General features: G+C 47.1%; 22 protein-coding genes and 1 pseudogene. 13 read left to right on the top strand and 10 right to left on the bottom strand.

The window, feature by feature from the left end:
* Positions 1-169 precede the first annotated feature (169 nt).
* Positions 170-3,919 (bottom strand): methionine synthase, encoded by a 3,750-nt coding sequence (gene metH, locus C1H71_RS07860; RefSeq protein ID WP_130106055.1) that lies wholly within the window; start codon positions 3,917-3,919, stop codon positions 170-172.
* Here metH and C1H71_RS21380 point away from each other — a divergent pair.
* From C1H71_RS21380 to C1H71_RS07835, 6 genes are all read left to right on the top strand, one after another.
* The gene (locus C1H71_RS21380) at positions 3,918-4,043 is read left to right on the top strand and encodes a hypothetical protein (protein ID WP_262488414.1); all 126 of its coding nucleotides are present in this window, start codon (positions 3,918-3,920) and stop codon (positions 4,041-4,043) included. The genes metH and C1H71_RS21380 overlap by 2 nt on opposite strands.
* A 79-nt stretch (positions 4,044-4,122) precedes the next feature.
* Positions 4,123-5,097: a quinone oxidoreductase family protein gene (locus C1H71_RS07855; protein WP_223146013.1), complete on the top strand. Its 975-nt coding sequence runs from the start codon at positions 4,123-4,125 to the stop codon at positions 5,095-5,097.
* 161 nt (positions 5,098-5,258) lie between these two features.
* Complete coding sequence (locus C1H71_RS07850) at positions 5,259-5,843, top strand: YqiA/YcfP family alpha/beta fold hydrolase (RefSeq protein WP_130106054.1); 585 nt, start codon at positions 5,259-5,261, stop codon at positions 5,841-5,843.
* 82 nt (positions 5,844-5,925) lie between these two features.
* On the top strand, positions 5,926-6,822 hold the full coding sequence (locus C1H71_RS07845) for a Dyp-type peroxidase (RefSeq protein ID WP_130106053.1): 897 nt from the start codon (positions 5,926-5,928) through the stop codon (positions 6,820-6,822).
* A gap of 224 nt (positions 6,823-7,046) precedes the next feature.
* Complete coding sequence (locus C1H71_RS07840; protein WP_130106052.1) at positions 7,047-8,237, top strand: branched-chain amino acid ABC transporter substrate-binding protein; 1,191 nt, start codon at positions 7,047-7,049, stop codon at positions 8,235-8,237.
* Between the two features lie 253 nt (positions 8,238-8,490).
* The gene (locus C1H71_RS07835) at positions 8,491-9,453 is read left to right on the top strand and encodes an SAM-dependent methyltransferase (RefSeq protein WP_130106051.1); all 963 of its coding nucleotides are present in this window, start codon (positions 8,491-8,493) and stop codon (positions 9,451-9,453) included.
* 495 nt (positions 9,454-9,948) lie between these two features.
* Here C1H71_RS07835 and C1H71_RS07830 read toward each other — a convergent pair whose 3' ends face one another.
* On the bottom strand, positions 9,949-10,953 hold the full coding sequence (locus tag C1H71_RS07830; protein WP_130106050.1) for a patatin-like phospholipase family protein: 1,005 nt from the start codon (positions 10,951-10,953) through the stop codon (positions 9,949-9,951).
* Positions 10,954-11,116: 163 nt separating this feature from the next.
* Here C1H71_RS07830 and C1H71_RS07825 point away from each other — a divergent pair, with 163 nt between their 5' ends.
* Entirely contained in the window at positions 11,117-11,497 is a 381-nt protein-coding gene (locus C1H71_RS07825) for a hypothetical protein (protein WP_130106049.1), read from the top strand.
* 223 nt (positions 11,498-11,720) lie between these two features.
* Here C1H71_RS07825 and C1H71_RS21915 read toward each other — a convergent pair whose 3' ends face one another.
* Positions 11,721-11,804, bottom strand: a complete 84-nt coding sequence (locus tag C1H71_RS21915) for an IS3 family transposase (RefSeq protein ID WP_374704456.1) — start codon at positions 11,802-11,804, stop codon at positions 11,721-11,723.
* 32 nt (positions 11,805-11,836) lie between these two features.
* Here C1H71_RS21915 and C1H71_RS07820 point away from each other — a divergent pair.
* A pseudogene (locus C1H71_RS07820) lies at positions 11,837-12,686 on the top strand (IS5 family transposase).
* A gap of 155 nt (positions 12,687-12,841) precedes the next feature.
* Here C1H71_RS07820 and C1H71_RS07815 read toward each other — a convergent pair.
* Positions 12,842-13,720, bottom strand: coding sequence for an MBL fold metallo-hydrolase (locus C1H71_RS07815; protein ID WP_130106048.1), 879 nt, complete (start codon positions 13,718-13,720; stop codon positions 12,842-12,844).
* 137 nt (positions 13,721-13,857) lie between these two features.
* Here C1H71_RS07815 and C1H71_RS07810 point away from each other — a divergent pair, with 137 nt between their 5' ends.
* Positions 13,858-14,769 (top strand): LysR family transcriptional regulator, encoded by a 912-nt coding sequence (locus C1H71_RS07810; RefSeq protein WP_130106047.1) that lies wholly within the window; start codon positions 13,858-13,860, stop codon positions 14,767-14,769.
* An 84-nt stretch (positions 14,770-14,853) separates the two neighbouring features.
* Here the strand turns inward: C1H71_RS07810 and C1H71_RS07805 are convergent, their stop codons facing one another.
* Both C1H71_RS07805 and C1H71_RS07800 read right to left on the bottom strand, forming a co-directional pair.
* Entirely contained in the window at positions 14,854-15,603 is a 750-nt protein-coding gene (locus C1H71_RS07805; protein ID WP_130106046.1) for a substrate-binding periplasmic protein, read from the bottom strand.
* 346 nt (positions 15,604-15,949) lie between these two features.
* Positions 15,950-16,657, bottom strand: a complete 708-nt coding sequence (locus C1H71_RS07800; RefSeq protein ID WP_130106045.1) for a hypothetical protein — start codon at positions 16,655-16,657, stop codon at positions 15,950-15,952.
* A gap of 306 nt (positions 16,658-16,963) precedes the next feature.
* Between C1H71_RS07800 and C1H71_RS07795 the strand changes: the two genes are divergently transcribed.
* Entirely contained in the window at positions 16,964-18,172 is a 1,209-nt protein-coding gene (locus C1H71_RS07795; RefSeq protein ID WP_130106044.1) for an MFS transporter, read from the top strand.
* Positions 18,173-18,245: 73 nt separating this feature from the next.
* Here the strand turns inward: C1H71_RS07795 and C1H71_RS07790 are convergent, their stop codons facing one another.
* Positions 18,246-18,461 (bottom strand): hypothetical protein, encoded by a 216-nt coding sequence (locus C1H71_RS07790; RefSeq protein WP_130106043.1) that lies wholly within the window; start codon positions 18,459-18,461, stop codon positions 18,246-18,248.
* Positions 18,462-18,610: 149 nt separating this feature from the next.
* Positions 18,611-20,203, bottom strand: a complete 1,593-nt coding sequence (locus tag C1H71_RS07785) for a sensor domain-containing diguanylate cyclase (RefSeq protein WP_188053661.1) — start codon at positions 20,201-20,203, stop codon at positions 18,611-18,613.
* Positions 20,204-20,286: 83 nt separating this feature from the next.
* On the opposite strand from C1H71_RS07785, the gene yqfB reads away from it, so the two are divergent.
* The 3 genes from yqfB to C1H71_RS07770 all read left to right on the top strand — a co-directional run bounded on the left by yqfB (position 20,287) and on the right by C1H71_RS07770 (position 22,684).
* Complete coding sequence (gene yqfB / locus C1H71_RS07780) at positions 20,287-20,607, top strand: N(4)-acetylcytidine aminohydrolase (RefSeq protein ID WP_130106041.1); 321 nt, start codon at positions 20,287-20,289, stop codon at positions 20,605-20,607.
* Positions 20,608-20,858: 251 nt separating this feature from the next.
* Positions 20,859-21,914, top strand: coding sequence for an IS701 family transposase (locus C1H71_RS07775; RefSeq protein WP_130106040.1), 1,056 nt, complete (start codon positions 20,859-20,861; stop codon positions 21,912-21,914).
* 74 nt (positions 21,915-21,988) lie between these two features.
* Positions 21,989-22,684: a MarC family protein gene (locus C1H71_RS07770; RefSeq protein WP_130106039.1), complete on the top strand. Its 696-nt coding sequence runs from the start codon at positions 21,989-21,991 to the stop codon at positions 22,682-22,684.
* A gap of 49 nt (positions 22,685-22,733) precedes the next feature.
* On the opposite strand, the gene C1H71_RS07765 is transcribed toward C1H71_RS07770, so the two are convergent.
* Positions 22,734-22,934, bottom strand: a complete 201-nt coding sequence (locus tag C1H71_RS07765) for a SlyX family protein (RefSeq protein ID WP_130106038.1) — start codon at positions 22,932-22,934, stop codon at positions 22,734-22,736.
* 47 nt (positions 22,935-22,981) lie between these two features.
* Positions 22,982-25,144: a YgiQ family radical SAM protein gene (locus C1H71_RS07760; protein WP_130106037.1), complete on the bottom strand. Its 2,163-nt coding sequence runs from the start codon at positions 25,142-25,144 to the stop codon at positions 22,982-22,984.
* Between the last annotated feature and the right edge of the window lie 105 nt (positions 25,145-25,249).

Here is a 25,249-nt window from a genome sequence, read left to right as displayed (position 1 = left end):
GTAAAACAGGGCTCTTTAGTTATCAAGTTGGATTTTTGCCATAGGATGGCGATAGGCTTGCAAGTGTTGAATCATCGTAGGGCGCGTGAAACCCGCCATTTTCGTAGCATTTTATGCCAGAGTTAGGTGGATTCCACTTTACGTTCTAAGGTTGGTTTAGCCCACAAAATCAGGCGTTATATCCCAAATTAGGCGCTAAATCGCGCTCGGCTTGCTCAATCGTTATCCCACGTCGTGTCGCATAGCTCTCTACCTGATCCTTCTCGATCTTGCCCACGGCAAAGTATTGCGCTTGCGGGTGGCTGAAGTAGAAGCCACTCACTGCTGCGGTAGGCAGCATGGCGTAGCCGGTCGTGAGGCTCATGCCGATGCTGCCCGGGTCGATCAGCTTAAACAAGCCGGTTTTTGGCGTGTGATCTGGGCAGGCGGGGTAGCCGGGGGCGGGGCGGATGCCTTGGTATTTTTCATCGGTTAAATCATCCACATGCAGGTTTTCATCCGGCATATAGCCCCATAGCTCTTTGCGGATTTTTTCGTGCATATATTCGGCAAAGCCTTCGGCAAAGCGATCGGCTAAGGCTTTCACCATAATGGCGTTGTAATCGTCGTTCGCGAGCTCAAAGCGCTCTACATGCTGGTCAATATTCAGCCCGCCCGTTACGGCAAACGCGCCGATATAGTCAGTTACGCCGCTGTCTTTTGGTGCAATAAAGTCAGCTAGGCACCAGTTAGGCTTACCAGCAGCCTTGGCGTTTTGCTGGCGCAGATTGTGCCAAGTCATCAGCCGCTCGCCATTTTCTGGATGGTAGATTTCAATATCGTCCTCCACGCTGTTCGCTGGGAAGAGGCCGATCACGCCATTGGCTTGCACCCACTCGCCTTCTATCATTTGTGCCAGCAGCACTTGGGCGTCGGCAAATAGGGCGGTGGCGGCTTCGCCAACCACTTCGTCGGTCAGGATGCGTGGGTATTTACCGGCCAGCTCCCAAGCGTTAAAGAAAGGGCTCCAGTCGATATAGGGGGCGATGTCTTGCAACGGCACTTTTTCAAAGCGCATCATGCCCAGCTGCTTGGGTTTGGGTGGGGTGTAGCTGGCCCAGTCTATTTCAAATTTATTGGCGCGGGCGGTGGCGATCGGCAGTAGTTTGCTCTTGCCTTTGTTCTCATGAATGGTGCGGATATTTTGGTATTCGGCGCGTAGCTTTTCCATAAAGGCAGGCTTTAGCTCGTCGCTTAATAAATTGGAGCACACGCCTACCGCGCGGCTGGCATCCGGCACATAAACCACGGGGCCATTGGCGTAGCCCGGCTCGATTTTAACGGCGGTGTGCACTTTGGATGTGGTGGCTCCGCCAATCAGCAGCGGAATATCAAAGCCCTGGCGCTGCATTTCTTTGGCCACATGGCTCATTTCTTCTAGGCTTGGGGTAATCAGGCCGGACAGGCCTATCATATCTGCGCCGATTTCCCTTGCGGTATCGAGGATTTTTTGCGCGGGCACCATCACGCCAAGGTCGGTGACCTTGTAGTTATTGCAGCGGAGCACCACGCCGACAATATTTTTGCCGATATCGTGCACATCGCCTTTTACCGTGGCCATCACAATATTGCCTTTGGCGGGTGCGTCTTGCAGGCCCATGGCGATTTTTTCGGCTTCGATAAAGGGCTCCAGATGGGCGACGGCGGCTTTCATTACGCGGGCGGACTTTACCACTTGAGGCAGAAACATCTGGCCCGATCCAAATAAATCACCCACATGGTTCATACCGTTCATGAGCACGCCTTCAATCACATGAATCGGGCGCTCTACGACTAGGCGTGCTTCTTCGGCATCTTCCAGAATAAAGGTGGTATTGCCGCGCACCAGCGCGTGGGTAATGCGCTCTTGCAGCGTGCCATTGCGCCAGCTTAAATCCTCGCCCTTGGCTTGATTTGCGTCGCCTTTAAAGCGCTCGGCAATTTCGATCAGGCGTTCGGTAACATCCAAATTGCCCTCGGTGAGTGGCGCTCCAGCGCTGGTTCCGGCGGGCAACATTCGCACTACGTCTTCAATAATATCGCGCAACTCACGCGGCACTTCTTCGTAAACTTCTAGCGCCCCCGCGTTCACAATCCCCATCGTCATGCCTTTTTTAATGGCGTGATAGAGAAAGACGGCGTGGATGGCTTCGCGTACTTTATTGTTGCCACGGAAGGAGAACGACACATTGGATACGCCGCCGCTGACCTTGGCGTGCGGCAGATTTTGATGAATCCAGCCGGTGGCTTCGATAAAGTCGAGGCCGTAGCGGGCGTGCTCTTCAATGCCGGTGGCGACGGCAAAAATATTTGGGTCGAAAATAATATCGGCCGGATCCATGCCCACTTCATCAACCAGAATGCGGTAGCTCTTTTCGCAGATTTCTACTTTGCGGGCATAGGTGTCGGCCTGACCAACCTCATCAAAGGCCATCACAATCACCGCTGCACCGTAGTCTTTGACCAGACGTGCGTGGTGTTTAAAGGCTTCTACGCCTTCTTTCATCGAGATCGAATTAACAATGCACTTGCCCTGCACGCACTTCAAACCGGCTTCGATCACATCCCATTTGGACGAGTCGATCATAATCGGCACGCGCGAAATATCCGGCTCGGCAGCAATCAGGTTCAAGAAGGTGACCATGGCTTTATGGGCATCCAGCATGCCCTCGTCCATATTAATGTCGATGACTTGCGCGCCGTTTTCTACCTGCTGCCGCGCTACCACCAAGGCCTGTGGATAATCGCCATTTAAAATTAGCCGAGCAAAGGCTTTGGAGCCGGTAACGTTGGTGCGCTCACCCACGTTCACAAATAAATCGCTATCGCCGATATTAAATGGCTCAAGGCCAGAGAGACGGCACTTGGCCTCGATCTCTGGCAAGGCGCGCGGTGGCAGATCTTTGACGGCCGCATACATGGCGGCGATATGCGCCGGAGTGGTGCCGCAACAGCCGCCGACGATATTGATTAGGCCTGACTCGGCCCATTCTTTGATCGATTCGGCCATCATTGCTGGGTCTAAGTCGTAGCCGCCAAAGGCATTGGGCAAGCCCGCATTGGCGTGGACGGAGACAAAGCCTTCGGAAATACGGCTGAGCTCTTCTACATACTGGCGTAGCAAATCTGGCCCCAGCGCACAGTTCAGCCCATAGCTGATGGCGTCTGAGTGGCGCAGGCTGTTGTAGAACGCTTCGGTGGTCTGGCCAGTTAAGGTGCGGCCAGATTGGTCGGTAATCGTGCCGGAAACCATCACTGGCAGCTGATCGTCTTTGGCAATATTGTTTCTGCGGAAATATTGTTTGATTGCGAACACCGCAGCTTTGGCGTTTAGCGTGTCGAAAATCGTTTCAACCAGCAGAATATCCGCGCCGCCTTTCACTAGGCCATCGATGGCTTCTAAGTAGCTTTCAACCAGCGCATCAAAGGTGACATTGCGATAGCCCGGGTCGTTTACATCTGGGCTGATTGAGCAGGTGCGGTTGGTTGGCCCTAAAACACCGGCACAGTAGCGCGGCTTATTGGGTGTTTTGGCGGTTTGCGCCACGCATAACTCTTTAACCAGCTTGGCAGCGGAAAAATTCAGCTCCCAAACCAGGCTTTCCATCTCGTAATCGGCCATGGCAATCGAGGTGCCGTTAAAGCTATTGGTCTCGATAATATCTGCGCCTGCATCCAGATAAGCCTGATGGATTTCAGTGATGATCTGTGGCTGGCTCAGCACCAGCAAATCGTTATTACCCTTTACATCACAAGCCCAATCAGCAAAACGCGCCCCACGATAATCGATCTCTTGCAGATCGTAGGCCTGAATCATCGTTCCCATGCCGCCATCCAGAATCAGAATGCGCTGCGTGAGTTGGTTTTTAAGTTGTGCTTGAAGACTCAAGGGGCGGGTCATGGGCTTATACCTTGGATGGCTAAATAATGCGGCTACAAAGGCGGCAATTTTACCACGCGAAACCGTGGTATTAGTCTGTGATTCACTTGCTACTATTAATTCCGGTGCAGCCAGCTTGCAATAACGTTATTGTTGTCCTTTGATTTTTTTTCTACTAGCTGGATATTTTTGTCAGCTTATGGCGCTATACAAGGGAAATAAAGATGCAAACTCAGATGATCCGTATCCATAGCCATGGAAATAGCAGTGTAATGCAGTTTGAAACACATGCTTTGGCAGAGCCGCAGAAGGGGGAGGTTTTATTACAGCAAACTGCGATTGGCGTGAATTATATTGATACCTATCATAGATCAGGTTTGTATCCGCTAGCGATGCCTTCAGGTTTGGGAGTAGAAGCTTGTGGGGTAGTTGAGGCGTTGGGTGAGGGTGTTACAGAGTTTAAGCTTGGGGATAGAGTGGCTTATGCGGGCGGTGCCGTGGGTGCTTATGCCTCTTACCGCTTAATGCCTGCGGATAAACTGGTCTTGGTACCCGCAAAGATTAGCGATGAGATTGCTGCGGGTACTTTATTGCGCGGAATGACGGCGCAGTATTTACTGAAGCGCACTTTCCGAGTGCACGTTGGGCAGGTAATTTTATTCCATGCCGCAGCCGGTGGTGTTGGGCAAATTGCCTGTCAATGGGCCCGTGAGTTAGGCGCTATTGTGATTGGCACGGTGGGTAGCGATGAAAAAGCGGCGATTGCCAGCCAGTATTGTGATCATGTCATTAATTATAAAACCAGCAACTTTGTAGAACGGGTACGTGAAATTACTGCTGGCAAAGGTGTGGCGGTAGTGTATGACGGAGTAGGTGCGGATACTTTTGAAGGATCGCTAGATTGCTTAGCACCACGCGGCATGATGGTTAGCTTTGGCAACGCATCTGGCCCAGTTCCAGCATTTGAGCCTGCTATATTGGCACAAAAAGGTTCGCTTTTCTTTACACGTCCTACACTGGGACATTACACCTTAACTAGGGCTGAGTTGGTGGCAACCGCTGCGGATTATTTCCATGCTGTCAGCCGTGGTTTTGTAAAACCTGTAATTGGTCAGAGTTATGCTCTAAAAGATGCAGCTAAGGCACACCAAGATTTAGCGCTACGCAATACCCAAGGCTCCACGTTATTACGGGTTTAGGTTTTTGATTTATTTTGTAACATCGCCTTGGTTTAATTTTTGGATGATTTTGCATTGCAATTTGTTTGTGTAAGCAGCGGTGCATTACTCATAAGAGCTTGATTCATTGTGAAAATCGTACCGGTTTTACCGGAAAATAAATATCAATAGAGCCTAGCACCATGCTTATTCATCACCCACACATCATTTATCTACATGGCTTCTTATCCAGCCCCTTGTCGCAAAAAGCAAAAGACATGGCTGCGTGGATGGAGCAACAGGGCTTACAGCATTATTTTCATTGCCCTCAACTCCCCATGCATCCTAATGAAGCGGGCGTTTTGTTGCATGGCTTGTTTTTTAAGCTGGCACACGAAGATATTTGTGTTGTGGGTAGCTCGCTCGGTGGTTTTTTTGCCACTTGGGCGGCAGAAACCTTTGGCTGCCGTGTTGTTTTGATTAATCCTGCGGTGCACCCTTATTTGAAAATTAATGATTATTTAGGGCCGCAGAAAAACTACCAAACAGGCGAAATTCATATGATAGATCCCTGTTTTGCAGAGCAATTACAGGCTTTTGAGCGGCAGCCCTCAAAGCTTGAGCGGTATTGGTTGTTGACACAAACGGGTGATGAAGTTTTAGATTATCAGGCCGGAGTCGATTTTTATTCAGGTTGTCGTCAAACGATTATTGAAGGTGGCAATCATGCATTTGTAGATTTTGAACCATGGTTGCCAGAAATATGGCGCTTTGCCCAAGGTAAGTAGCTGGTGTAATCTGCTGAGCCAATATTTGCTCTAGTTTAGGTAGATTTTGCATTACCTATTGATTGATTAAAGGATTCTTTGCATGACCCCACAAAGCGGAATATTGCCGGTTGCTAATGGCCACGCCCTATTTGTATTGCTACGGCGCAGGTTGGGCAGGCGCGCGGATGTGCGGCTTAAGGCGCTACTCGCCAGTTTTCCTGAACGTATTGCGCGTTTGCAAGAAGAAGATCGCTTAGCTATTGGTGTAATTGCCTTTGGCCCTAAAGTTTGGCCTGAGCTTTACAGCAAAAAACCGGCAGAACTGCGTCAATTTCCATTTATTTCTGGGGCCATTCATCCTGCGCCTAGCTCAGATGCAGATGTGCTACTGCACCTGCGTGGAGAGCGCTTTGATTTACTGTATGAGCTAGCAGATTTAATTACCGCAGATATGGCGGAGTGGTTAGAGTCTATAGAAACCGTGCATGGTTTTCGCTATCGGGACTGCCGCGATTTGACGGGTTTTGTTGATGGCACAGAAAACCCGCAGGATGAAGAACGAGCAGAAGTAGCCTTGGTCGATTCCGCTGATCAGGACTGGGCAGGTGGTAGTTATATTCATCTGCAGCGCTATGTGCATCGTATGGATCAATGGCAGCAGTTGCCAGTGCGCCAGCAAGAAACGGTGATAGGCAGAACCAAGGAAAGCAATGAAGAGCTGCCTGATGAAGATCGCCCACATACCGCGCATATTAGCCGTGTGATTATCGAAGAAGACGGCGAAGAATTAGCGCTCCTTCGCCACTCTATGCCCTATGGCCAGCCAGGAGGCGAAAAAGGCCTTTATTTTATTTCCTACTGTAAAACGCCAGAGGTATTTGAAAAAATGCTCACTCGCATGATTGCACCCACCTCGGATGGGCGTGTCGATCATATGTTGAATTTCACCAGAGCCGTAACGGGGGGGCATTTTTTGCTCCAAGCATTGAGCAATTAAATCAACTACGCAGCTGATCGATGCTTTGTATTTTAGCTAATAAAAAGAGTAGTTAGCTGCAAATTGCCGCGTATTACGCCATGTTTAACGGTGTTATACGCTGTGATTACACATTGCAGACTTTGACTTATGCGCTGAATCTAAACCCTGTTCAGGAAACCCCCGATTGCTGTAAAAATTGAACACGCCCACATTGCATAAACACATTCGAGGGGATCTTGTTTATGCAATTTGTTCAAAAATCGGCTGTATTATCTGCAGCTCTTGCTTTAGCGCTTACCGCTTGTGGGCAAAAAACAGAAACCAATACTGCAGAAACTTCCTCTGCTACCGTTGCGGCGGTGGCTGATTCTTCTGTAGTAAAAATTGGCTTTGCGGCACCACTGACTGGGCCGCAAGCACATTATGGCAAGGGCTACCAAAACGGGGTGCAGCTGGCGATTGACGATGTAAACGAAACAAAACCGACTCTGGATGGTAAGCCTGTTAAGTTTGAGCTGGTGGCCGAAGACGATATGGCTGATCCAAGAACCGCCACCCAAGTTGCAGAGAAGTTTGTGGATGCCAAAGTGGCAGGGATTATCGGCCACTTTAATTCTGGTTGTGCGATTCCCGCCTCCAAGATTTATTCTGACGCTGGCCTGCCACAAATTGCGATGGCCACCGCGCCTGCTTATACCGCTCAGAGCTTTAAAACCACTTTCCGCTCGCTGACTTCTGATTCACAACTTGGCTCAGTGATTGGCAAATACACGGTAGAAAAGCTGGGTGCCAAAAAAATCGCCATTATCGACGATCGCTCCGCCTATGGCCAAGGCTTGGCCGATGAGTTTGAAAAAGCCGCTAAGGCTGCCGGTGCAGAAATCGTAAAACGTGAATTCACCAGCGATAAAGAAACTGATTTCACCTCGATTCTCACCTCTATCAAAGGCGCTAAGCCTGATGTGATTTTCTATGGCGGCACCGACGCACAATCTGGCCCTATGGCGCGGCAAAAGAAGCGTTTAGCCATTAATGTACCGATTGTTTCTGGTGAAATGACGCGCTCAGACACCTTCTTGAAATTAGCCGGCCCAGATGGGGAAGGCACAATTGCTGCGCTGGCAGGTCAGCCCTTGGATCTAATGCCAGGGGGTAAAGACTTTGCTGCGCGTTATAAAGCCAAATATGGTGAGCTAGAAATTTACACCCCATACGGCTACGACTCTACCCGTTTGATGTTGGCAGCGATGCAAGCCGCAGGCTCGGCTAGCCCAGCTAAATACCTGCCAGTGTTGGCTAAAATCAAGCACAGCGGTGTAACGTCTAGCAATATTAGCTTTGATGATAAGGGTGATTTGCAAGATGGTAGCCTCACTGTTTATAAAGTGAAAGGCGGCAAGTGGGAAGTATTGGAAACCCTCGGCGGTAAGTAAGTTGTACCCCAGCTTAGGCTGGGTTGTAGTTCTCTCCTTTGATGCAAACTGGTTTGCCAGTTTGCATTTTTTTATGGGGCAACGTAAAACTAATCTAGATGTTGCTTAGTGCTGTTTTTATCCACGAAAAGAACTAAAGATACGCAAGTGTACAGATGCGCTAGTGGGATAGCATGTCATTGTTCATGCTCGTGATTTTTGTGTATTGAGTGGATGATACCTGCCATAGAGATCAATGATTCGGAGTCTATTCTTGAGCCCTAAAACCCCCGAGCAGCAGTGGCAATGGCTACAAAATGGTCCAAGACTACAGGCCTTAAGCGAAGCCTGCCCAGAGGATTGGTTATTAGTCAGAGATGAGTTAAGCGCGGTATTTGCACGGCGTGATCCTGTGGAGCTGAAGCAGCTTGTGGAGAAAGCATCAAAGCGGGTTAAGCCAGATGCGCGCTTTTTATCAGGAGAGCGCAATGGGCGTGCCTTTGCTGATTTTGTGCGTGCACAAATTCGCCAGCGTATGAGTGAGCTGGCACTGCGCCAATATGCTTTTTCTGCGGCAACCGGCGTGTATACCGGCAAGGTGAGATTTAATTTGTTTAATGGGGTGTTGGCGCAAAAATTATTGTTTCAGCACGATTTAGTCAGAAAACCCGTTTCTATGCGATCTTTTAAGCTGATTTGGCCGCTGCTATGGCAAAAGCGCTTGCTGATGCCGCTGGTGGAAAAGCGCGGCATTTACTGTTTTTATAGCCAAGAACTGATTGCTGAATTAGCAAAAATCATTGGCCAACGGCGTTGCGTAGAAATTGCCGCTGGGGATGGCACGCTAAGCCGGTTTTTAAGTGATGTGGGGGTGGATATTACCGCTAGCGATGATTTTAGCTGGGGAAAAGTGCTGCAATATCCTGAATCGGTGCAGTGCTTGGATGCCACCTCGGCGCTCGCTCGGTTTAACCCGCAGGTGGTGATTTGCTCATGGCCACCATCGGGTAATCGATTTGAAAAGCAGATTTTCCGTAAGCAGGGTGTAGAGACCTACATTGTAATTGGCAGCCATTCGCGCTTTATTACTGGAAACTGGGTGGATTATGAAGCGCAAATAGCCTTTGATTGGCAGGAAGATCCCTCACTCAGTAACCTCGTGCTGCCACCCGAGTTAAAAGCGGGAGTGTGGATTTTCCAGCGTAATGCTGCGGGCTGCGGCGGCTATGAGGCATAAATAGGTGTGCCGGTGCTGCTTGCAAGCCACCCCAAATTCATATCAAACTCAATAATCCTATTGATTCGGGGTGCTTTTTTGAGTAGACGCGTATTGTGAATGAAACGTCAACAGACCCTAGCAGCCTGTCGGACTTAGCATCAGTCAGCTGCAAAATCACCTGATCGGCCTATATTTCACCAGATTTTTGACCAATAACTCGTTATTGGCGCTGCAAATCCGGCAAAATCTGGTCTCGACCATGCGATTTTTCGCTTCGACCGTCTAAGTCCGATAGGTTGCTAGTCTATTTACTTAGCTATGAGCGGGATTTTGTCTTTTATGTTTCCCCTCGCTATCCACAGCTTCACTCAAAGGTTGAGCAGGCATTACAAGCGGCTCTAACGAGTGGTTTGCAGCGCCGCTTGTTTGATCAATTTCTTTTCCCTAAGGTAAAATCATTAAATTTAAATAAACGCACGGTTATTTTTTTGAATTCAAAAAATATATAGCAATTTATTTATATAAATGTTGCAGATTATTTTCGCAGTAACGCTTAGCTGCGCCATACCCCGTTTGATATAGCCTATCCATATTGCTTCTAGACCAATCAAATACATCAGGCAAGTGCTCTTCTGCGATGGAATCAATTAATGGCACCTTATGCAGGGTTATGCCATCACTGTGTAATGCTTCAAATAATTTAATATCATCACGAGCAATTTCTACTAGTGGGGTCATAATAGACATGACCCAAGCGTCACAAAGGTTTTTTGGTTTACGCAGTAGTTTTTCTGCGCCTAATAAATCAAAAACAATGATTTCTTCTAACTCAGGATAGTTTTTGCGTAAATCTTTAAAATTTAGGCAGTCAATTGCGGCGCCTTCGATATAGAAATCACCATTGATTTCAGTGGGGGGATATAAATAGGGGAACGACAGCGCGGCTTGTAAATGGAGTACATCAATTTGGCCACGTGACCAGTTTTCCATTTGGTGCTGGCTCAGGTTATAAGCATTGAGCCAAAAATCGGGGCCAGCTTCTTGCAAGGCATTAAAGTCGATAATTTGTTCGGCAAAGGGAATATGGGCGCATAGGCCTAGCGAATCGCTGCTTAAATTGCTTGGGCTTGCGCTTGCGATTGCAAGACTGGCTCCATCTTTAAATACCTGTGCCAAGGTGTGAGTAACGGGCCATTGTTGCATCATTTGTAGCACTGGATTAGCGCTAAGTGCTTGGCGGTAGGCTTCTGCCATTGGCCCGGGTTTATGGAAAACCTTGAAATTCACTGGAAAAGCGCGGTAGATAAAATCTGCCACGCCCATTTCTTTTAAGCTACGCATAGTGCTTACAACATCACCGTTCTTCGGGGCGATATACATTAAGCCCAGCAAGCCTCCTGCGCCAGCAGCAGAGATCACATCAACATGGATGCCTAGCTCATGAAAGGCTTCTAAAGCGCCTGCAGTCAAGGTGGCGTTAGGTGCGCCTCCACTAATAATTAATGCTGTGCGTGCCATAGCTGTCTCTTGTAAAAGGTTTCCTTACTTATACCTTTAGATAAATCTTGCTGCAACGCCATAAATATCTTGCAAGATGAGCGGGCTATTTTTTCATTCATTGTGGGGTCGTTTAAACCTGCTAGAACACAGTAAGCAATGTTCATTTCTAGGGAGATTTACCATGGATATTAAGAGTCCACGAGGCAAAGTCAGCATTCTGTCGCGAGTTGATTTTATTCGTATGGCATCCACTGCGATGAGTGATGCGGTGTTATTTCTTACCTACGATACAACAGATGAGCGCACCACAAAATCACGCGGTGCTTTAATTGATTATTTAAGTGATGCTGGAATGATAACGGTGGCGCAGGCCGTGGAGTTGCACAACTCTATTGTGATGTTTGAGCTAGCGAGTGACGCTGTTAAGGCTTGGCAGCAAATCAATGATCATAGTCACGCCGTGGCAGCGCATGTTTTTTGGAAGGGTTTACAAGACGACGCTGTGCATTCTGCCGTTATTAATGCGCGGCCAAAAGAAGTGAGCCCATTGGTGCACCATTAAGTTGCCTTGCTAGCTGCGCCCATTTTGAACAAGGAGCTGATGTTTAATATTATTAACTGATGTTACGCAGGCCTTTAGGTGAAATACGCTCTGCAGCTGATTGAGAGAATCCTAACCCATTGATTTTTCATAATGGGTGCGTAACATTAGTTATTAATGTAGCAAAAAGGCCCAGCTATGTGAACTGCACCTCAATTAGTTGGACAGTATAAAAGTTAGGCGTTCAAGGGCTGGTTCTGTATTGCACAGGACTCAGCCCTTTTAACTTCAGTTTGATTCGGTCATGGTTAGGCTCTGTTGCACAAATCGGCCAAGCCTTACTGCTGTTAGAATGAACGCATGAGCAAACCTGAACCGAGCAAGTATAAAACCACCCATTGGAACGCTTATCACGCCGTATTTAAATCGCGCGGTTCATTGTTGGTTTGGTTAGATAAAAACATGCAATGGCATGGGCTCCCATCGAACAAGCAAGGGCGGCAAGCTGAATTTAGCGACACTGCCATTCAGTTTTGCTTAACTACAAGTGCTTATTTAATCTCCCGCTACGCCAAACAACAGGCTTTGTAGAAAGCTTGCTGCGACTCGCCCATTTAGATTGGAAAGTGCATGATTCCAGTGCGATTTGCCACGACAAAAACGCCTTAAGGTCGTCATATCGGTACGAAAAAGCATGGTGCCGAATATCGTCGGCAATGGCGAAAAGTCCACATCGGTATTGATGCTGAAACCCTTGAAATACGTGCCATTGAGGTGACGTGCAACGCCGTAGGCGATGCACAAGTTTTGCCTGATTTGATTGATCAGATACAGGAGTATGAAGTGCTGGTTTCCGTGCATGGTGATGGTGCATACCATGCAAAAGATTGCTACGCTGCGATTACGCAACGCAGCCGCCATCATTTCGACACGGAAAAACGGGCAACTGTGGAAAGAAAATACGTCGGGTGAAAGGGCGAGAAACAAGGCGTTTCGCGCCACGAAGTACTTAGGCTGAACGCTATGGAAAAACTGGAGTGGCTATCATTGCCGGCGCTTGGCTGAAACCAAGATACGCTGTTTCAAACTGTTGGGTGAACGGGTAATAGCCAGGGATTTTGATCGGCAGGTGGCAGAACTACAAGTGTGTGTTGCGATCTTAAATCGCTGCACGCAATTGGGTACACCAGTGACGGTGCGCGTGGCGTAAATCCGGATGGGGTTTGGGGCGATTCGTTCATAGATTGATTTGTGCAACAAAGCCACGTGGACATAAAAATACCCCAAAAACATGGACGGGTGTCCAACTTTTGGGGTGTAGTTCACTATGCCGAGCCTTTTACATGGCTTAATTAAGCCATGGTTTTACCACTTCATTTCACCTTTGTTTACTTTAGCGCCAATTTCTAGCGCCATACCAAGGCCAGCATCTGGGTAGCGTTTTTTCATGGCAGCAATCAGTGCTGCAGAGTTTTTCGCCTTCGCTAGCTCAAGATCGTAGGCTTTTAGGTATTCACGGTTGTATTGCAAGTGCTCAATGGTGAATGTAGTCCCAGCTTTAAAGTGGCCTGGAATGACTACTTCAGGCTTCAGAGCTTCCATCTTATCCAGTACTTTTAGCCACTGAGCGCGTTTAGCCACCGATGCATCATCGGCTGTCCATAGGTGGAAATTACCAAATACCGATACGCCACCTGCAATGGTTCTGATGGATGGAATCCATACAAAGCTGTGCTCTGCATCATCGCCATCTAAACCCATTACTTCTAGTTTTTCGCCATCAATAGTTAGCGTATTACCTGATAGTTGAGCAGGGACTACTGGGTTTTTAGGCGCGTTTGTGCCTAATATCGGGCCCCAATAAGCCATTTTCTTTGGGAGTGTTTTTTTGATATGCGCGATGGTTGGTGCGCTAGCCACTACTTTTACGCCAGGGAAAGCCTGGGTAATCACTTCTAAACCAAAGTAGTAATCAGGGTCACCATGGCTGATGTAAACCGTAGTCAGTTTTTTGCCGCTGGCTAATACATTAGCCACCACGCGGTGCGCATCGGCCAGAGTGAATTGAGCATCGATCAGGATGGCTTCAGTTTTACCTGTGATAAGGGTAGACGCTACGCCGAAGGTGCTTGGATCTGTGTTGGCATAAACTTCGAGCTTCAAAGGCGCTTCAGCGGCTTGGGCTGAGGCGGCTATACCAAGAGCAAGTGTGAGTGTGGATAAAACAGCGGCTGGTTTGAACATGGTTTATTTCCTGTATTAAGTGTGGTCTAGCAATGGATGCTAGATTAGTTGTATACCGTGCATAGAAAAACCCCAAATCAGGCGCTAGTTTGTTGCATAATTCGATCTAATGCATATTGCAAGCGGGTAGCCAAGGCATGGATAGATTAAGTGCGATGCGAGTGTTTATTGAGGTGGTAGATCAAGGTAGCTTAACTGCAGCGGCAGAGAAGCTGGATATGTCACGGGCGATGGTATCGCGGTATTTGGCTGAGTTAGAAAGCTGGCTGGGAGTGCGCTTATTGCATCGCTCTACGCGCAGCGTTGGTTTAAGTAGTGCTGGACAAGAAGCTTTGCCACGTTGCCGTAAAATGCTGGAATTAGCCGAAGATGTGCAGGGCATCACGCTTAATCAAAATGCTGCCCCACACGGCTTGATCCGCGTGGCGAGCAGCAATTCATTTGCGCAGTCGCATCTAGCGGCCGCTGCTGCAGCTTTTGTGGCTAAGTATCCGCAAACTCAGGTTGAGCTAATCGTTGGGGATAGAAGCATTAATTTAGTGGATGAGCGCATTGATTTAGCGATTCGCATTACCAATGATTTAGACCCTAACTTGATTGCTCGTAAATTAAGTATTTGCCGCTCGGTGGTTTGTGCAACGCCTGCTTATATTGCAGAGCACGGTATACCTCAGCAGCCTGATGATTTATTGCAGCATCAGTGTTTACACCATGCTTTTTTTGGAAAAAACGGTTGGCGATTTACAAAAGAGAAGCAGGTTTTTTTTGTGCCTGTGAGTGGTGCAATTAGCGCGAATGATGCAAATGTAATTTTACAGGCGACATTGGCAGGGGCTGGTATTGCCCACCAGCCTACTTTTAGTGCGGCACCTTATTTAGAGTCGGGTGAATTGGTGCAGCTTTTAGCAGATTACCACTCGGACGAGCTTGGCATTTATGGCTTATATACATCTCGCCGGCATATGCCAATTATTTTACGTAGCTTATTAGATTTTTTAGCTGAACGATTTGGGAATGAACCATCGTGGGATAAGCTATTAAAGCTATAGACGGGGTGGCTTAATAATTTTCATCTCTAATTTTAAAATTAGAGATGAAAAATGAGTTGCTAGCGCGCAGTTATAGTAATTTTATTATTGTGTTGATTTGTTCGTCATGTTTTTTAATTGTCCATTTTTTTCTAGTTGGTATAATTTTGTATTTATTATAGATAAGACTTCTTTTGAATATTTTGAGTTTACGCCAAAGGCAAAGTGGGCTGGAACTGATTTTTCTCCAATTATTTTCTCTATTTTATAAATGTTTTTTTTGAATCTAAATTCTTCTAATCGTACTAATGTTTGTGCTATTTCAACGTATTCTAATAAAAAATCACATCGGCGAATGCTTAGCTTTCGGATGACTGACTCATAGTTATTCGCTGTTGTGTCTATTTCAGCGCTAGAAAACATACTATAGGGTTGATAATTAAATCCATTTACCCCACATTTTGTTAGTGTTTGACTATTCGCGTGAAATGGTTGCTTGGCCTTCAATGACACCAAGCCTGGGGTTAAAAATAAATAGGGCCTTGAGAATAAAAATTTTGCCTCTCGTTCAGGCGTGCGGCTAACCGCCATTGCTATCTGGTACTCACCTCCTTTTTGCACTTCGGCTAAGCAACGTGGCCAAGGTAATAGCTGAATTTGGATTTGATAGCCGGAGTTCTCAAAAATTTTGTGCAGTACATCCACGGAATAGCCTGTAATCGTTTTTTTGTCTGTACCTGAATAGTAAGAAGCGGGTGGCCATTCTGATTGACCTCCACAGACGCGCAGAGTTTTCCCTGCCAAGCAAAAAGAGGGGCAGAGTAAAAGAAATAGCCTCAGGGCGTGCAGCATCATGGATGTTTTATTGCTTTATATGATCAAGTTGTATTGAGAATCATTTTTATTTGTAAGTAATTAGGCTAAACTAAGAATGAGTTCACTTACTGTGTAGCGCGCCGTTAAAGTAACTTGAAAATGTTCATTTCAAAGACAGCATGCATAAGTAGTAAGGGGGTGAACGTCGATCATGTGCCTAGCAGCCTGTCGGACTTAAGCGATCGTAGCGAGGGAAAGACCGGTTTGAGACAGATTTCGCGGGTTTTTGAGGCGAATAGCTGGCTATTCAACGAGAAAATGCGTGGAATATGGCCAAATCCGGCTTTTCCGTAGTAGATCAGTCTTAAGCCCGACAGGCTGCTAGCTAAGCTTGCTCTTGAATGTGTCCCTCTGCCGCTTTATTTGATAAATCTAGGTGCCTTGGTCCACCAGGTAGATTGAGTAATTGCATGCTCATCTCTCCCAGTAATTTTAATAGCGATTGCCCATCATCGCTCTGCTTCAGTAGCTGGAAGGGTTGGTAGCTAGGCTTGCTACTTAAGTGCTTGAGCAAGTCTTCTGCTGTGCCAGCAAATTGTTGATTGATTCTGCTTAAGGCACTGCTTGGACTGGTATTGGGCTGACTAGGCTGTTGTGTTGCGGTACTGGCTGATGCGGCTTCAACTATCGATTTGTAGCGTACATCTATTTCAAAATCAAATTGGCGGCCATCAGCAGTATAGAGTTTACCTTTGCCATTAAAGTGGCTGCTGTCCTCTAGCCTAAATGCTGCAGCAGAGCCGTCAGCGCTTTGCTGTGCTGTTGCGGCAAAGTTAGAAGAGCTGCTTAGCTCAGTTTTATCAAAGCTAAAAGTCATGCTCTTGGCGGCATCGCCAAACATCTGCTTGGCAAAGTTTTGCATGAGGTTTTGTGCCAGATCGGTGATGACGTTGCCTAGTTCTTGGTTGCGTTTGGCCAGAATATCGCTACCACTTTGTAGCGCTTGCCCCGTAAGTGCAGGCTTGTTTGGGGGCGTGCTGCTTGGCATAAAGCTAGAAGCCATGCGGCTATTGAGTTGGGAGAGTGGGTTCATGGCCAATTCTCAGTGAGGTTTTAATTCTTATCGGCTGAGCTTGAGGATTCTTTAGCCTGTTTTATTTTACAAAACAAAGCGAACCGTCTTATATCTAGCAGCCTGTCGGACTTAGACGGTCGAAGCGAAAAATCGCATGGTCGAGACCAGATTTTGCCGGATTTGCAGCGCCAATAACGAGTTATTGGTCAAAAATCTGGTGAAATATAGGCCGATCAGGTGATTTTGCAGCTGACTGATGCTAAGTCCGACAGGCTGCTAGCATGAGCGCTATAACCTTACTTATTATTCTTCAGGAATTTTTGCATGCCGAAATTGCTTAATCCAGAACGCCGCACACAAGCCATGCTTTTGGTCTTGATGTTGGTGGTGTTTACCAGCATTGCTGATTTTATGATCCTAATGCCGCTGGCCCCAGATTTAATGCACGAAATGCATATTGATACTGCGCGTTTTGGTTTTTTGGTTTCTGCCTATTCTTTGGCGGCCGGTGTGGCGTCTTTATTGGCGGCATCTCTGGCGGATCGCTTTGATCGGCGGCGGGCTTTATTGTTTTGCTATGCGGGTTTGGTACTGGCTACGCTTGCTTGCTCCTTGGCCACGGGCTTTTATAGTCTCTTGCTAGCACGTTGTTTGGCAGGCGTGTTTGGCGGTGTGATTGGTTCGATTATTTTTGCCATAGTTGGCGATTTAATCCCACCAGAGCGGCGTGGCTGGGCCATGAGCTGGGTGATGCTGGGCTTTTCTTTATCGGCGATAGCTGGTGTGCCACTGGGCTTGTTTATTGCGGCGCATTCTAATTGGCGAATGCCATTTGTGGCTTTATCCGTGATGTGCGTTTTAATTTGGATTGGGGCTTTTTACCTATTACCTGCTGTGAAAGGGCATTTGAGTAAGGGCCAGCCTGCGCAGGGAATGTTGACTGGGTATAAAGAGCTATTTGCGGATCGTAACCATTGGTGGGCGTGTGGGGTAACGGCTTTACTCACCCTATCGGGCTTTTGCGTGATTCCCTATATTGCTTCAACTATGGTTAGTAATTCTGGTTTAAGCACGCATGATTTGGTTTATATGTATTTGCTAGGTGGAGTGGCGACTTTATTTTCTAGGCCAGTGATTGGTGGCTTAATTGATCGGCATAGTCCAAGACGTATTTTGGCGTACTTGGTGCTGGCAAGTTTTATTCCTTTAATCTTGGTAACACAAACCTTTTCGCTTTCTGTGGGGTGGCAGCTGCTGTTTTCAACACTCTTTTTTGTTTTTGTGAGTGGTCGGTTTATTCCTGCAACGGCTATGGTTACGGGGGCAACTGCACCGCAAATGCGCGGGCGCTTGATGGCGTTTAACTCAGCAACACAGAACTTTGCCTCTGGCTTAGCGGCCCTTTTAGCGGGCTTGATTATGACGCAGGCCGGAGATGGACGAATCATAAACTTTGATTGGGTTGGATATTTAAGCTGCATCTTTGGCTTAGCAGCTATTTGGATGGCTAGGAAAGTAAAAGCGGTATCTTAAAACTAAAAAGGCTGATAAAAATCAGCCTTTTTTATGAGCAGAATATACGGCATGGCATGCAGTGCCTTGTTCATTAATCAACAATGGCCACTAAATTGCCAATGTTTTCCTGTGTTTTCTCGCCCTTACTCCAGCAAACTCGCGCACTATTGCCTTCGATCTTCATTACTAAGCCATCAATTTTTTCTGAGCCATCTACCGTTGCAATCCGATTTACGCGGCTATGGATTGCAATATTATTTGATGCACAGAAGAATAAATTGTATAGGCTGCTTAGTAAATTCATCATGATATTTCTCATGTATGTGTAGTAATGCTACTTATTATACATGTGAATATATGTAGTAAAGGTACATTTATGTGTAAATATCTACAGGGCATACTGGTTTATTTTTATTTTAAGTACATGATTAATTAGTAAAAAAACTATTCATTGGTTTATATGTCGGCATTTTTTATGTGCATGCAGATTTGGTTACGGCCTGCTTTTTTTGCTTGGTAAAGCAGCTGGTCTGCTTGCTCAATAAGCTCTTCAGCCGTTTGCGATTGTTGTGGCTTGTAGATCACCAGCCCTATGCTGACGGTCAGTATATTGCTGACTTTAGAGGCTTCGTGAGGAATGGCACGGCGTTCTATGCTGGCTTGTAGCGTGCGGGTAATTTGTAGGGCTCCTACTTCGTCGGTATTGGGCATGAGGACGGCAAATTCTTCACCACCAATTCTAGCGGGTAAATCAGTGAGCCGTAAAAACACGCTTTTGAGTGTATTGGAAACGGTTTTCAGAGCCAGATCACCCGCTGGGTGGCCGTAGTGATCGTTATATTGCTTGAAGAAATCAATATCAAGAATAAGCAGCGCCAAGGGGTGTTTTAGACGTTTGCAACGATTAAGCTCTTGGCGTAGCTGCAAATCAAAAGAGCGTCGGTTTGCTAGATCGCAGAGGCTATCAGTTAAAGAAAGATTTTCTAGGTGTACAACTTGATTGTTAATGACTTGTAGTAGGCCATTAATTTCTTGCCCAAGCTGGCCTATTTCATCATCGCTACCTTGTTTGATAATAGTAGACCAGCTGTGCTCTGCTCTAACGTGTGCGAGTGTTTTTTGTAGTGTTTTTAATGGCTGAACCAGTGTGTAGTGCAGATAAATAATCAAGATTGCGCAACACAGCATGGCGATGCTAACAAGCTGGATAGAGATATTTTGAATGATCCCTTGCCCCTCTGACAGTATTTTTCTGTGGATAATCAGCTGAATATCATAGATATGATTTTGGTTGGTATCGTATAGGGGGTAGTGAAGCGTCAGTGTTTTGTCTGAAAACTGTACGCTTACTTCATGGCCGATAAAGTCATCGGGTACGTTTTTAAGTTGCCAGTGAATCTGGGTGTTAGGTGATGGGGCTACTATAGAAAAAGGCAGTTGTGATCCATCGCGCATTAATTGTAAATGCTGAGCCTCTATCAGCCTACCCATCATCAGGATTCCGCTGGCTGGCCCACTCCCATCAGAGTGTAAGATGGCTCGCCAGCAAGTAGATACTAGACCCGCGACTGTTTTCAAAAAACCACAGACTCGTTTTTCTGGCTGCTGCATGAGAGTGGCGAGCTCGGCGCGGTTTTTTTGCGCTGAAAAAAATGCAGAAGTTTCCTTGGGGCTTAGGCCTTGTTGTTCATAACTAATGATTTCATTCTGCCGCCCAGTGATTTGTACTACGCTAAGCGACGCTGTTTTTAGTTGCTGTTCGCCAAGATTCTCAGTGTAAAAATCAGGGCGTTTATCAAGGGAGTATTGATACAGCTCATTCCAGTTTCCCCAGTCTGAGATGATAATTTTTACATAGCGTAGTTCGTTGTTTAGGCCGTAAATCACCCTAGTGACGTCTTCAATGGCGGAATCTTGCTCAATTTCAAGAAAGTTGCTGTGTAGGTTTCGTTGCAGCAGATACGCGCCAAGCGTCGCCATCATGGTAAAACATGCCAAAAAAATCACAGCTAGCCGAAAGCGAATGCCAGAGTGCAGCTTTATCATCATTTTACTAACCATAGTCGGCAGTGTTAATGCTCAGCATAGTCTGTGGCGAGCAGTGTTGGCTGATTTAAAAAGAGTTGTACTCCATGAAAAAGATGACTTTCTTTACGCGTTTTGTAGATGATATTTTGGCCGAGCGCAAAACCATTACGATTCGCGATACCTCTGAAGCCCATTTGCACGCTGGCGATGTTTTAGATGTGAGTACATTAGAAGAGGGGCGTTGGTTTTGCCGTCTAGAGGTTCTGTCGGTTACGGAGACTAAATTAGCAGATCTAAGCCCGTTACATGCTGCACAAGAAAATATGGCATTACCTGAACTAAAAGCCTTGATTCAAGAGATTTACCCAGAGCAAGAGCTGTTTTATGTTATTCAGTTTTGCCTACTATCTGAGCCTAAGTCGTGAAATTAATAACGCATGATATACAGGGTTTGCATTCGTCCAAGCAGGCTGTGCCGGTTTATGCTTTATTTAAAAATATAATCAATTAAAACAATAGTCTATTTTGAATAATGCTTTTTTATGGATATCCATGTAGCGTTACATTTTATGTATTGTTGTTGGGCCGTACTGATTATTTGTGTGATTAGTGTTAAGGATTTTTTCATTTTTACTGATGTTACGCACCCAAAGCCCGAATCCGTTAACCTTACAACATGAAACTTAAAGAACTTGAACTTTATACCGATTTCCTTATTGCAACTTGCGGCAAAGCAACTGCGACAGGACTGGCCGACGCGCTGGATCAAGAAGTAAGTCACGATCAAGTGACCCGTTTTTTATCTGCGCGCGAATACACATCGCAAGATTTATGGCTGAACGTTAAAAAATCCGTTCGTCAAATTGAACGTGAGGATGCCTGCTTAATCTTTGATGACACCATTCAAGAAAAAGCCTACACCGACGAAAATGACCTGATTTGCTGGCACTTTGACCATTGTTCTGGTCGATCGGTAAAAGGAATTAATCTGCTCAATGCCCTTTATTACAGCCAAGATGTATCCATCCCTGTGGCGTTTGAATTGGTGAAGAAACCGATCCAATTTTGTGATGTTGCAACCCAAAGTGTGAAGCGCGCCAGTGAGATCACTAAAAATGAACAAATGCGGGCGATCATTCAAACCTGCGTCAATAACCAATTGAAATTCAAGTATGTTTTAACGGATAGCTGGTTCTCTGCCAAAGAGAATTTTGAGTTTATCCGGCAGAAAAAGAAGCATTTTATCTCGGCGCTGAAAAACAATCGTTTGGTGGCGCTGAGTTTAGAAGATAAGAAAAAAGGTCGTTTTGTCCACATTAGTTCGCTGGAATTACTTGATCAACAAGCGGTGCACGGCTGGCTAAAAGGCTTCGATCAGGAAGTGCTTTTGGTACGCCGAATTTTTACAAACAAAGATGGCAGCACGGGCTTACTGAATTTGGTGTGCAGCGACTTGGCGTTAAACGGCGAGCAAGTTGCGACGATCTACAAGAAACGGTGGAAAGTTGAAGAGTTTCACAAATCGTTGAAGTCGAATGCGTCACTGGCGAAGTCACCGACGCGGCGAGTCATGACGCAAAACAACCATGTTTTCATGTCGATTTACGCGGTATTCAAACTAGAAAGTTTAAAGATCAAGCACAAAGCCAACCACTTTGCGCTACGCGCCAAGCTCTATATCAAAGCAACCCAGCAGGCCTTGGCGGAACTGCAAAACCTGCGGACTGCGTAACATCAGATTTTTAGTTAAATCGCTTAGTTTAAAATACCTGTTTTCTCACGCCCTTTTAGTAAGGTTTAAATCAAATGTTGCAAACCTTAACTTTGTTCTTTGGCAATATGCTTTTGGTTTTTGGCGCTTTAATGCCTATTTTAAACCCGCCAGGACATGCGCCGATTTTCCTAAGTATGACGGCGAATTACAACTCGGAAGAAAGAACGATTTTGGCGCGGCGTGTTGGTATTTATAGTTTTGTATTGCTGTTGGTCAGTATGTTTATTGGCAGTTATGTCTTAGAGTTTTTTGGCGTGTCACTGCCCATTGTACGAGTCGGCGGGGGGCTCTTAGTGGCCACTGCAGGTTGGCGGCTGATGTCGGCTAGCGATGAGGTGTACAAGACAGAAGAAATGGTGGAGATAAATCAAAACCGCCCTAGCAACGAAGAGCTGCGTCAGCGTGCTTTTTATCCGCTTACCTTCCCTATTACTGTTGGGCCAGGTGCGATTACGGTGGCCATTGCTTTGGGCGCGGGTTTTAACGGCCCTGGATTGCAGAAGTTTTCTATGCCTTTGGCAAGTTTAACTGCTGTGGCGATTACGTCTTACTCGCTTTATCTTTGTTACCGTCACGCCGAGCGTTTATTAAAGCTCTTAGGCACTACCGGCTCGATTATCTTTCTGCGTTTATCGGCTTTTATTTTGCTCTGCATTGGTATACAGATTTTTTGGGATGGCTTTAGCGTGCTCTTTGGCGAGCTTTTAGCCCAATACCTTAAGCTTTGATTTTGATGTTCTAAGCGTGGGCACATTCTCTAGGCTCACGCTGAATGGATTAATAGTGTGGAGGTACTTCGTCAAATAAAGATTTTTGTGTAGAGCCGCTCGGCTCCTGCTGCTGCAACCAGCGTAATTCATTAACGACTTGATCCATCTGCTGCTGCTGGGTAGCGACTATCTTGTTTAAGCTTTCTAATAGCTCATCTTGCAGTGCCAGTTTGATTTCTAGCTCGGTAATGCGGTCTTCTAAATTCATGATTCTCTCGTTTATTATAGGGTGGGCACTCGTGCCCACCCTACCTTTCAGCGTTTTTTAGTGTTCTGAGCCGCCGCATCACGACTTTTGCCGAAGGCTTTTTTGCCCTTAGGTTTATCCGTGCGCCGTACTACAACATTGTTTTTTTCGTGTACAAACTTCTCGCCGGGTTGCTGCGCGGGGATCAGATGCTTAGGCGTATTGCCGATCAGGTCGCTTCGCCCCATAGCGATCAGTGCTTCGCGCAGGATAGGCCAGTTATCTGAATCGTGATAGCGCAAGAAGGCTTTATGAACCTTGCGGCGATGTCCATCGCGGATCACATCGACTTTCTCTGAGCTTCTAGCCAGCTTTCTTAAAGGATTGCGGCGGGTGTGCCACATGGTGGTTGCCATCGCCATTGGCGTAGGCGTAAAGGCCTGTACCTGATCGGGCTGGAAGTCGTTTTTCTTTAGCCACAGTGCAAGATTGAGCATGTCTTCATCACTGGTGCCGGGGTGGGCTGCAATAAAGTAGGGAATCAGGCTCTGTTTTTTACCCGCTTGCTCTGAGTAGTAATCAAACATCTCGCGAAAGCGCTCAAATGTGCCAATGCCGGGCTTCATCATCTTAGATAAAGGCCCTTCTTCAGTGTGCTCTGGTGCGATTTTTAAATAGCCTGATACATGGTGAGTGGCCAGCTCTTTAACATACTCAGGCGATTCCACCGCAATATCGTAACGCACGCCCGAACCAATGGTGATGCGCTTGACGCCATCAATCTTGCGGGCTTTTTTATACAGCTGAATCAGCGGCGCATGATCGGTGTTTAGGTTTTCGCAAATGCCCGGATACACGCAGCTTAAGCGTCTACAGGATGATTCGATTTTGGGGTCTTTGCACGACAGGCGGTACATATTCGCCGTTGGGCCGCCCAGATCAGAAATATGGCCTTTAAATCCCGTCGTTTTATCGCGGATATCGACGATTTCTTGCAGGATGGATTCTTCCGAGCGGCTTTGGATAATCCGGCCTTCGTGCTCGGTAATCGAGCAGAAAGTACAGCCGCCAAAACAGCCGCGCATGATATTGATCGAGAAGCGGATCATTTCCCAAGCCGGAATATGCGCTTTACCGTAGCTTGGGTGCGGATTGCGGGCGTAATACTGGCCAAAGATATAGTCCATCTCTGGCGTGCTCAGCGGGATTGGCGGCGGGTTAATCCATACATCGCGAGAGCCATGCTGCTGCACCAATGCCCGCGCATTGCCGGGGTTGGATTCCAAATGCAGGGTGCGGCTGGCGTGAGCGTATAGCACGGGATCAAAAGCCACCGCTTCATAGGCGGGGATACGGATTACCGTGTGCTGGCGATCGGCCTGCTTGGCGGCGATGCGCTCGGCCTTGCTGATCAGGCGAATCGCCTTGGTGTCGCTCACTGGAGTGATATCTTTTTCAGACTTTTCCGGCAGCATTTCATAGGGGCTGATATGACGGTCTATACGGCCGGGGGTATCTACCGTGGTGGAATCCAACTCCGCCCAGCCTTCGGGCAACCAGCCTTGCGGCGTCATAAAAGCAGTGCCGCGAATATCACGCATATCTTTGAGTTTTTCGCCCGCAGCAGAGCGCTGGGCCACTTCAACCAAGGCGCGTTCGGCGTTGCCGAATAAGAGAATGTCGGCCTTGGAATAAATCAGTGCCGATTGGCGTACTTTATCGCTCCAGTAATCGTACTGAGCAATCCGGCGCAAGCTCGCTTCAATCCCGCCAATCATAATCTGCACGCCCGGATAAGCCTCACGGCAGCGTTGCGAATAAACGGTAACTGCGCGGTCGGGCCGCTTGCCGCCCATACCACCCGCGGTATAAGCATCGTCGGAACGTGGCTTTTTATCGGCGGTGTAGCGGTTAATCATCGAATCCATATTGCCCGCAGTTACGCCAAAAAATAGCCTAGGCTTACCCAGCGTTTTAAATTCATCCGCAGATAACCAGTCAGGCTGACAAATAATCCCGATCCGCAGCCCTTGGGCTTCTAGCAGGCGGCCAATCAAGGCCATCCCAAAGCTGGGGTGATCGATATAGGCGTCACCCGTGACCAGAATAATGTCGCACTCGTCCCAGCCAAGTACGTCCATTTCGGCACGGCTCATAGGCAGGAAGGGAGCGGGTTTGCGGGGGAAAACACCTGCGGGCAAGGTAGAAATGGCAGTAGGAGCGGGATTCATGGCTTTGATGAGCAATACTAATCGCGCATTGTCGCAGATTTACAGCGGCTCAATCAAAAAATTGCTTGTTTTTCATAAGGATATGTAAATGCTGCTTCTGAACGG

This window comes from Iodobacter fluviatilis (assembly GCF_004194535.1).
Classification (GTDB): domain Bacteria; phylum Pseudomonadota; class Gammaproteobacteria; order Burkholderiales; family Chitinibacteraceae; genus Iodobacter; species Iodobacter fluviatilis_A.
The sequence above is the reverse complement of the archived record's forward strand: the minus strand, read 5'-3'. Positions and strand labels throughout refer to the sequence as shown.

Bases quoted from the DNA above. Each gene is read 5' to 3' on its own strand.
- C1H71_RS07840 (WP_130106052.1), top strand. From the start codon at position 7,047: ATGCAATTTGTTCAAAAATCGGCTGTATTATCTGCAGCTCTTGCTTTA.
- C1H71_RS07760 (WP_130106037.1), bottom strand. From the start codon at position 25,144: ATGAATCCCGCTCCTACTGCCATTTCTACCTTGCCCGCAGGTGTTTTC.
- C1H71_RS07825 (WP_130106049.1), top strand. From the start codon at position 11,117: ATGGATATTAAGAGTCCACGAGGCAAAGTCAGCATTCTGTCGCGAGTT.
- C1H71_RS07775 (WP_130106040.1), top strand. From the start codon at position 20,859: ATGAAACTTAAAGAACTTGAACTTTATACCGATTTCCTTATTGCAACT.
- C1H71_RS21380 (WP_262488414.1), top strand. From the start codon at position 3,918: ATGGGCTTATACCTTGGATGGCTAAATAATGCGGCTACAAAGGCGGCA.
- C1H71_RS07765 (WP_130106038.1), bottom strand. From the start codon at position 22,934: ATGAATTTAGAAGACCGCATTACCGAGCTAGAAATCAAACTGGCACTG.
- C1H71_RS07850 (WP_130106054.1), top strand. From the start codon at position 5,259: ATGCTTATTCATCACCCACACATCATTTATCTACATGGCTTCTTATCC.
- C1H71_RS07770 (WP_130106039.1), top strand. From the start codon at position 21,989: ATGTTGCAAACCTTAACTTTGTTCTTTGGCAATATGCTTTTGGTTTTT.
- metH (WP_130106055.1), bottom strand. From the start codon at position 3,919: ATGACCCGCCCCTTGAGTCTTCAAGCACAACTTAAAAACCAACTCACG.
- C1H71_RS07810 (WP_130106047.1), top strand. From the start codon at position 13,858: ATGGATAGATTAAGTGCGATGCGAGTGTTTATTGAGGTGGTAGATCAA.
- yqfB (WP_130106041.1), top strand. From the start codon at position 20,287: ATGAAAAAGATGACTTTCTTTACGCGTTTTGTAGATGATATTTTGGCC.
- C1H71_RS07800 (WP_130106045.1), bottom strand. From the start codon at position 16,657: ATGAACCCACTCTCCCAACTCAATAGCCGCATGGCTTCTAGCTTTATG.
- C1H71_RS07845 (WP_130106053.1), top strand. From the start codon at position 5,926: ATGACCCCACAAAGCGGAATATTGCCGGTTGCTAATGGCCACGCCCTA.
- C1H71_RS07855 (WP_223146013.1), top strand. From the start codon at position 4,123: ATGCAAACTCAGATGATCCGTATCCATAGCCATGGAAATAGCAGTGTA.
- C1H71_RS07815 (WP_130106048.1), bottom strand. From the start codon at position 13,720: ATGTTCAAACCAGCCGCTGTTTTATCCACACTCACACTTGCTCTTGGT.
- C1H71_RS07785 (WP_188053661.1), bottom strand. From the start codon at position 20,203: ATGATGATAAAGCTGCACTCTGGCATTCGCTTTCGGCTAGCTGTGATT.
- C1H71_RS07790 (WP_130106043.1), bottom strand. From the start codon at position 18,461: ATGATGAATTTACTAAGCAGCCTATACAATTTATTCTTCTGTGCATCA.
- C1H71_RS07805 (WP_130106046.1), bottom strand. From the start codon at position 15,603: ATGATGCTGCACGCCCTGAGGCTATTTCTTTTACTCTGCCCCTCTTTT.
- C1H71_RS07795 (WP_130106044.1), top strand. From the start codon at position 16,964: ATGCCGAAATTGCTTAATCCAGAACGCCGCACACAAGCCATGCTTTTG.
- C1H71_RS07830 (WP_130106050.1), bottom strand. From the start codon at position 10,953: ATGGCACGCACAGCATTAATTATTAGTGGAGGCGCACCTAACGCCACC.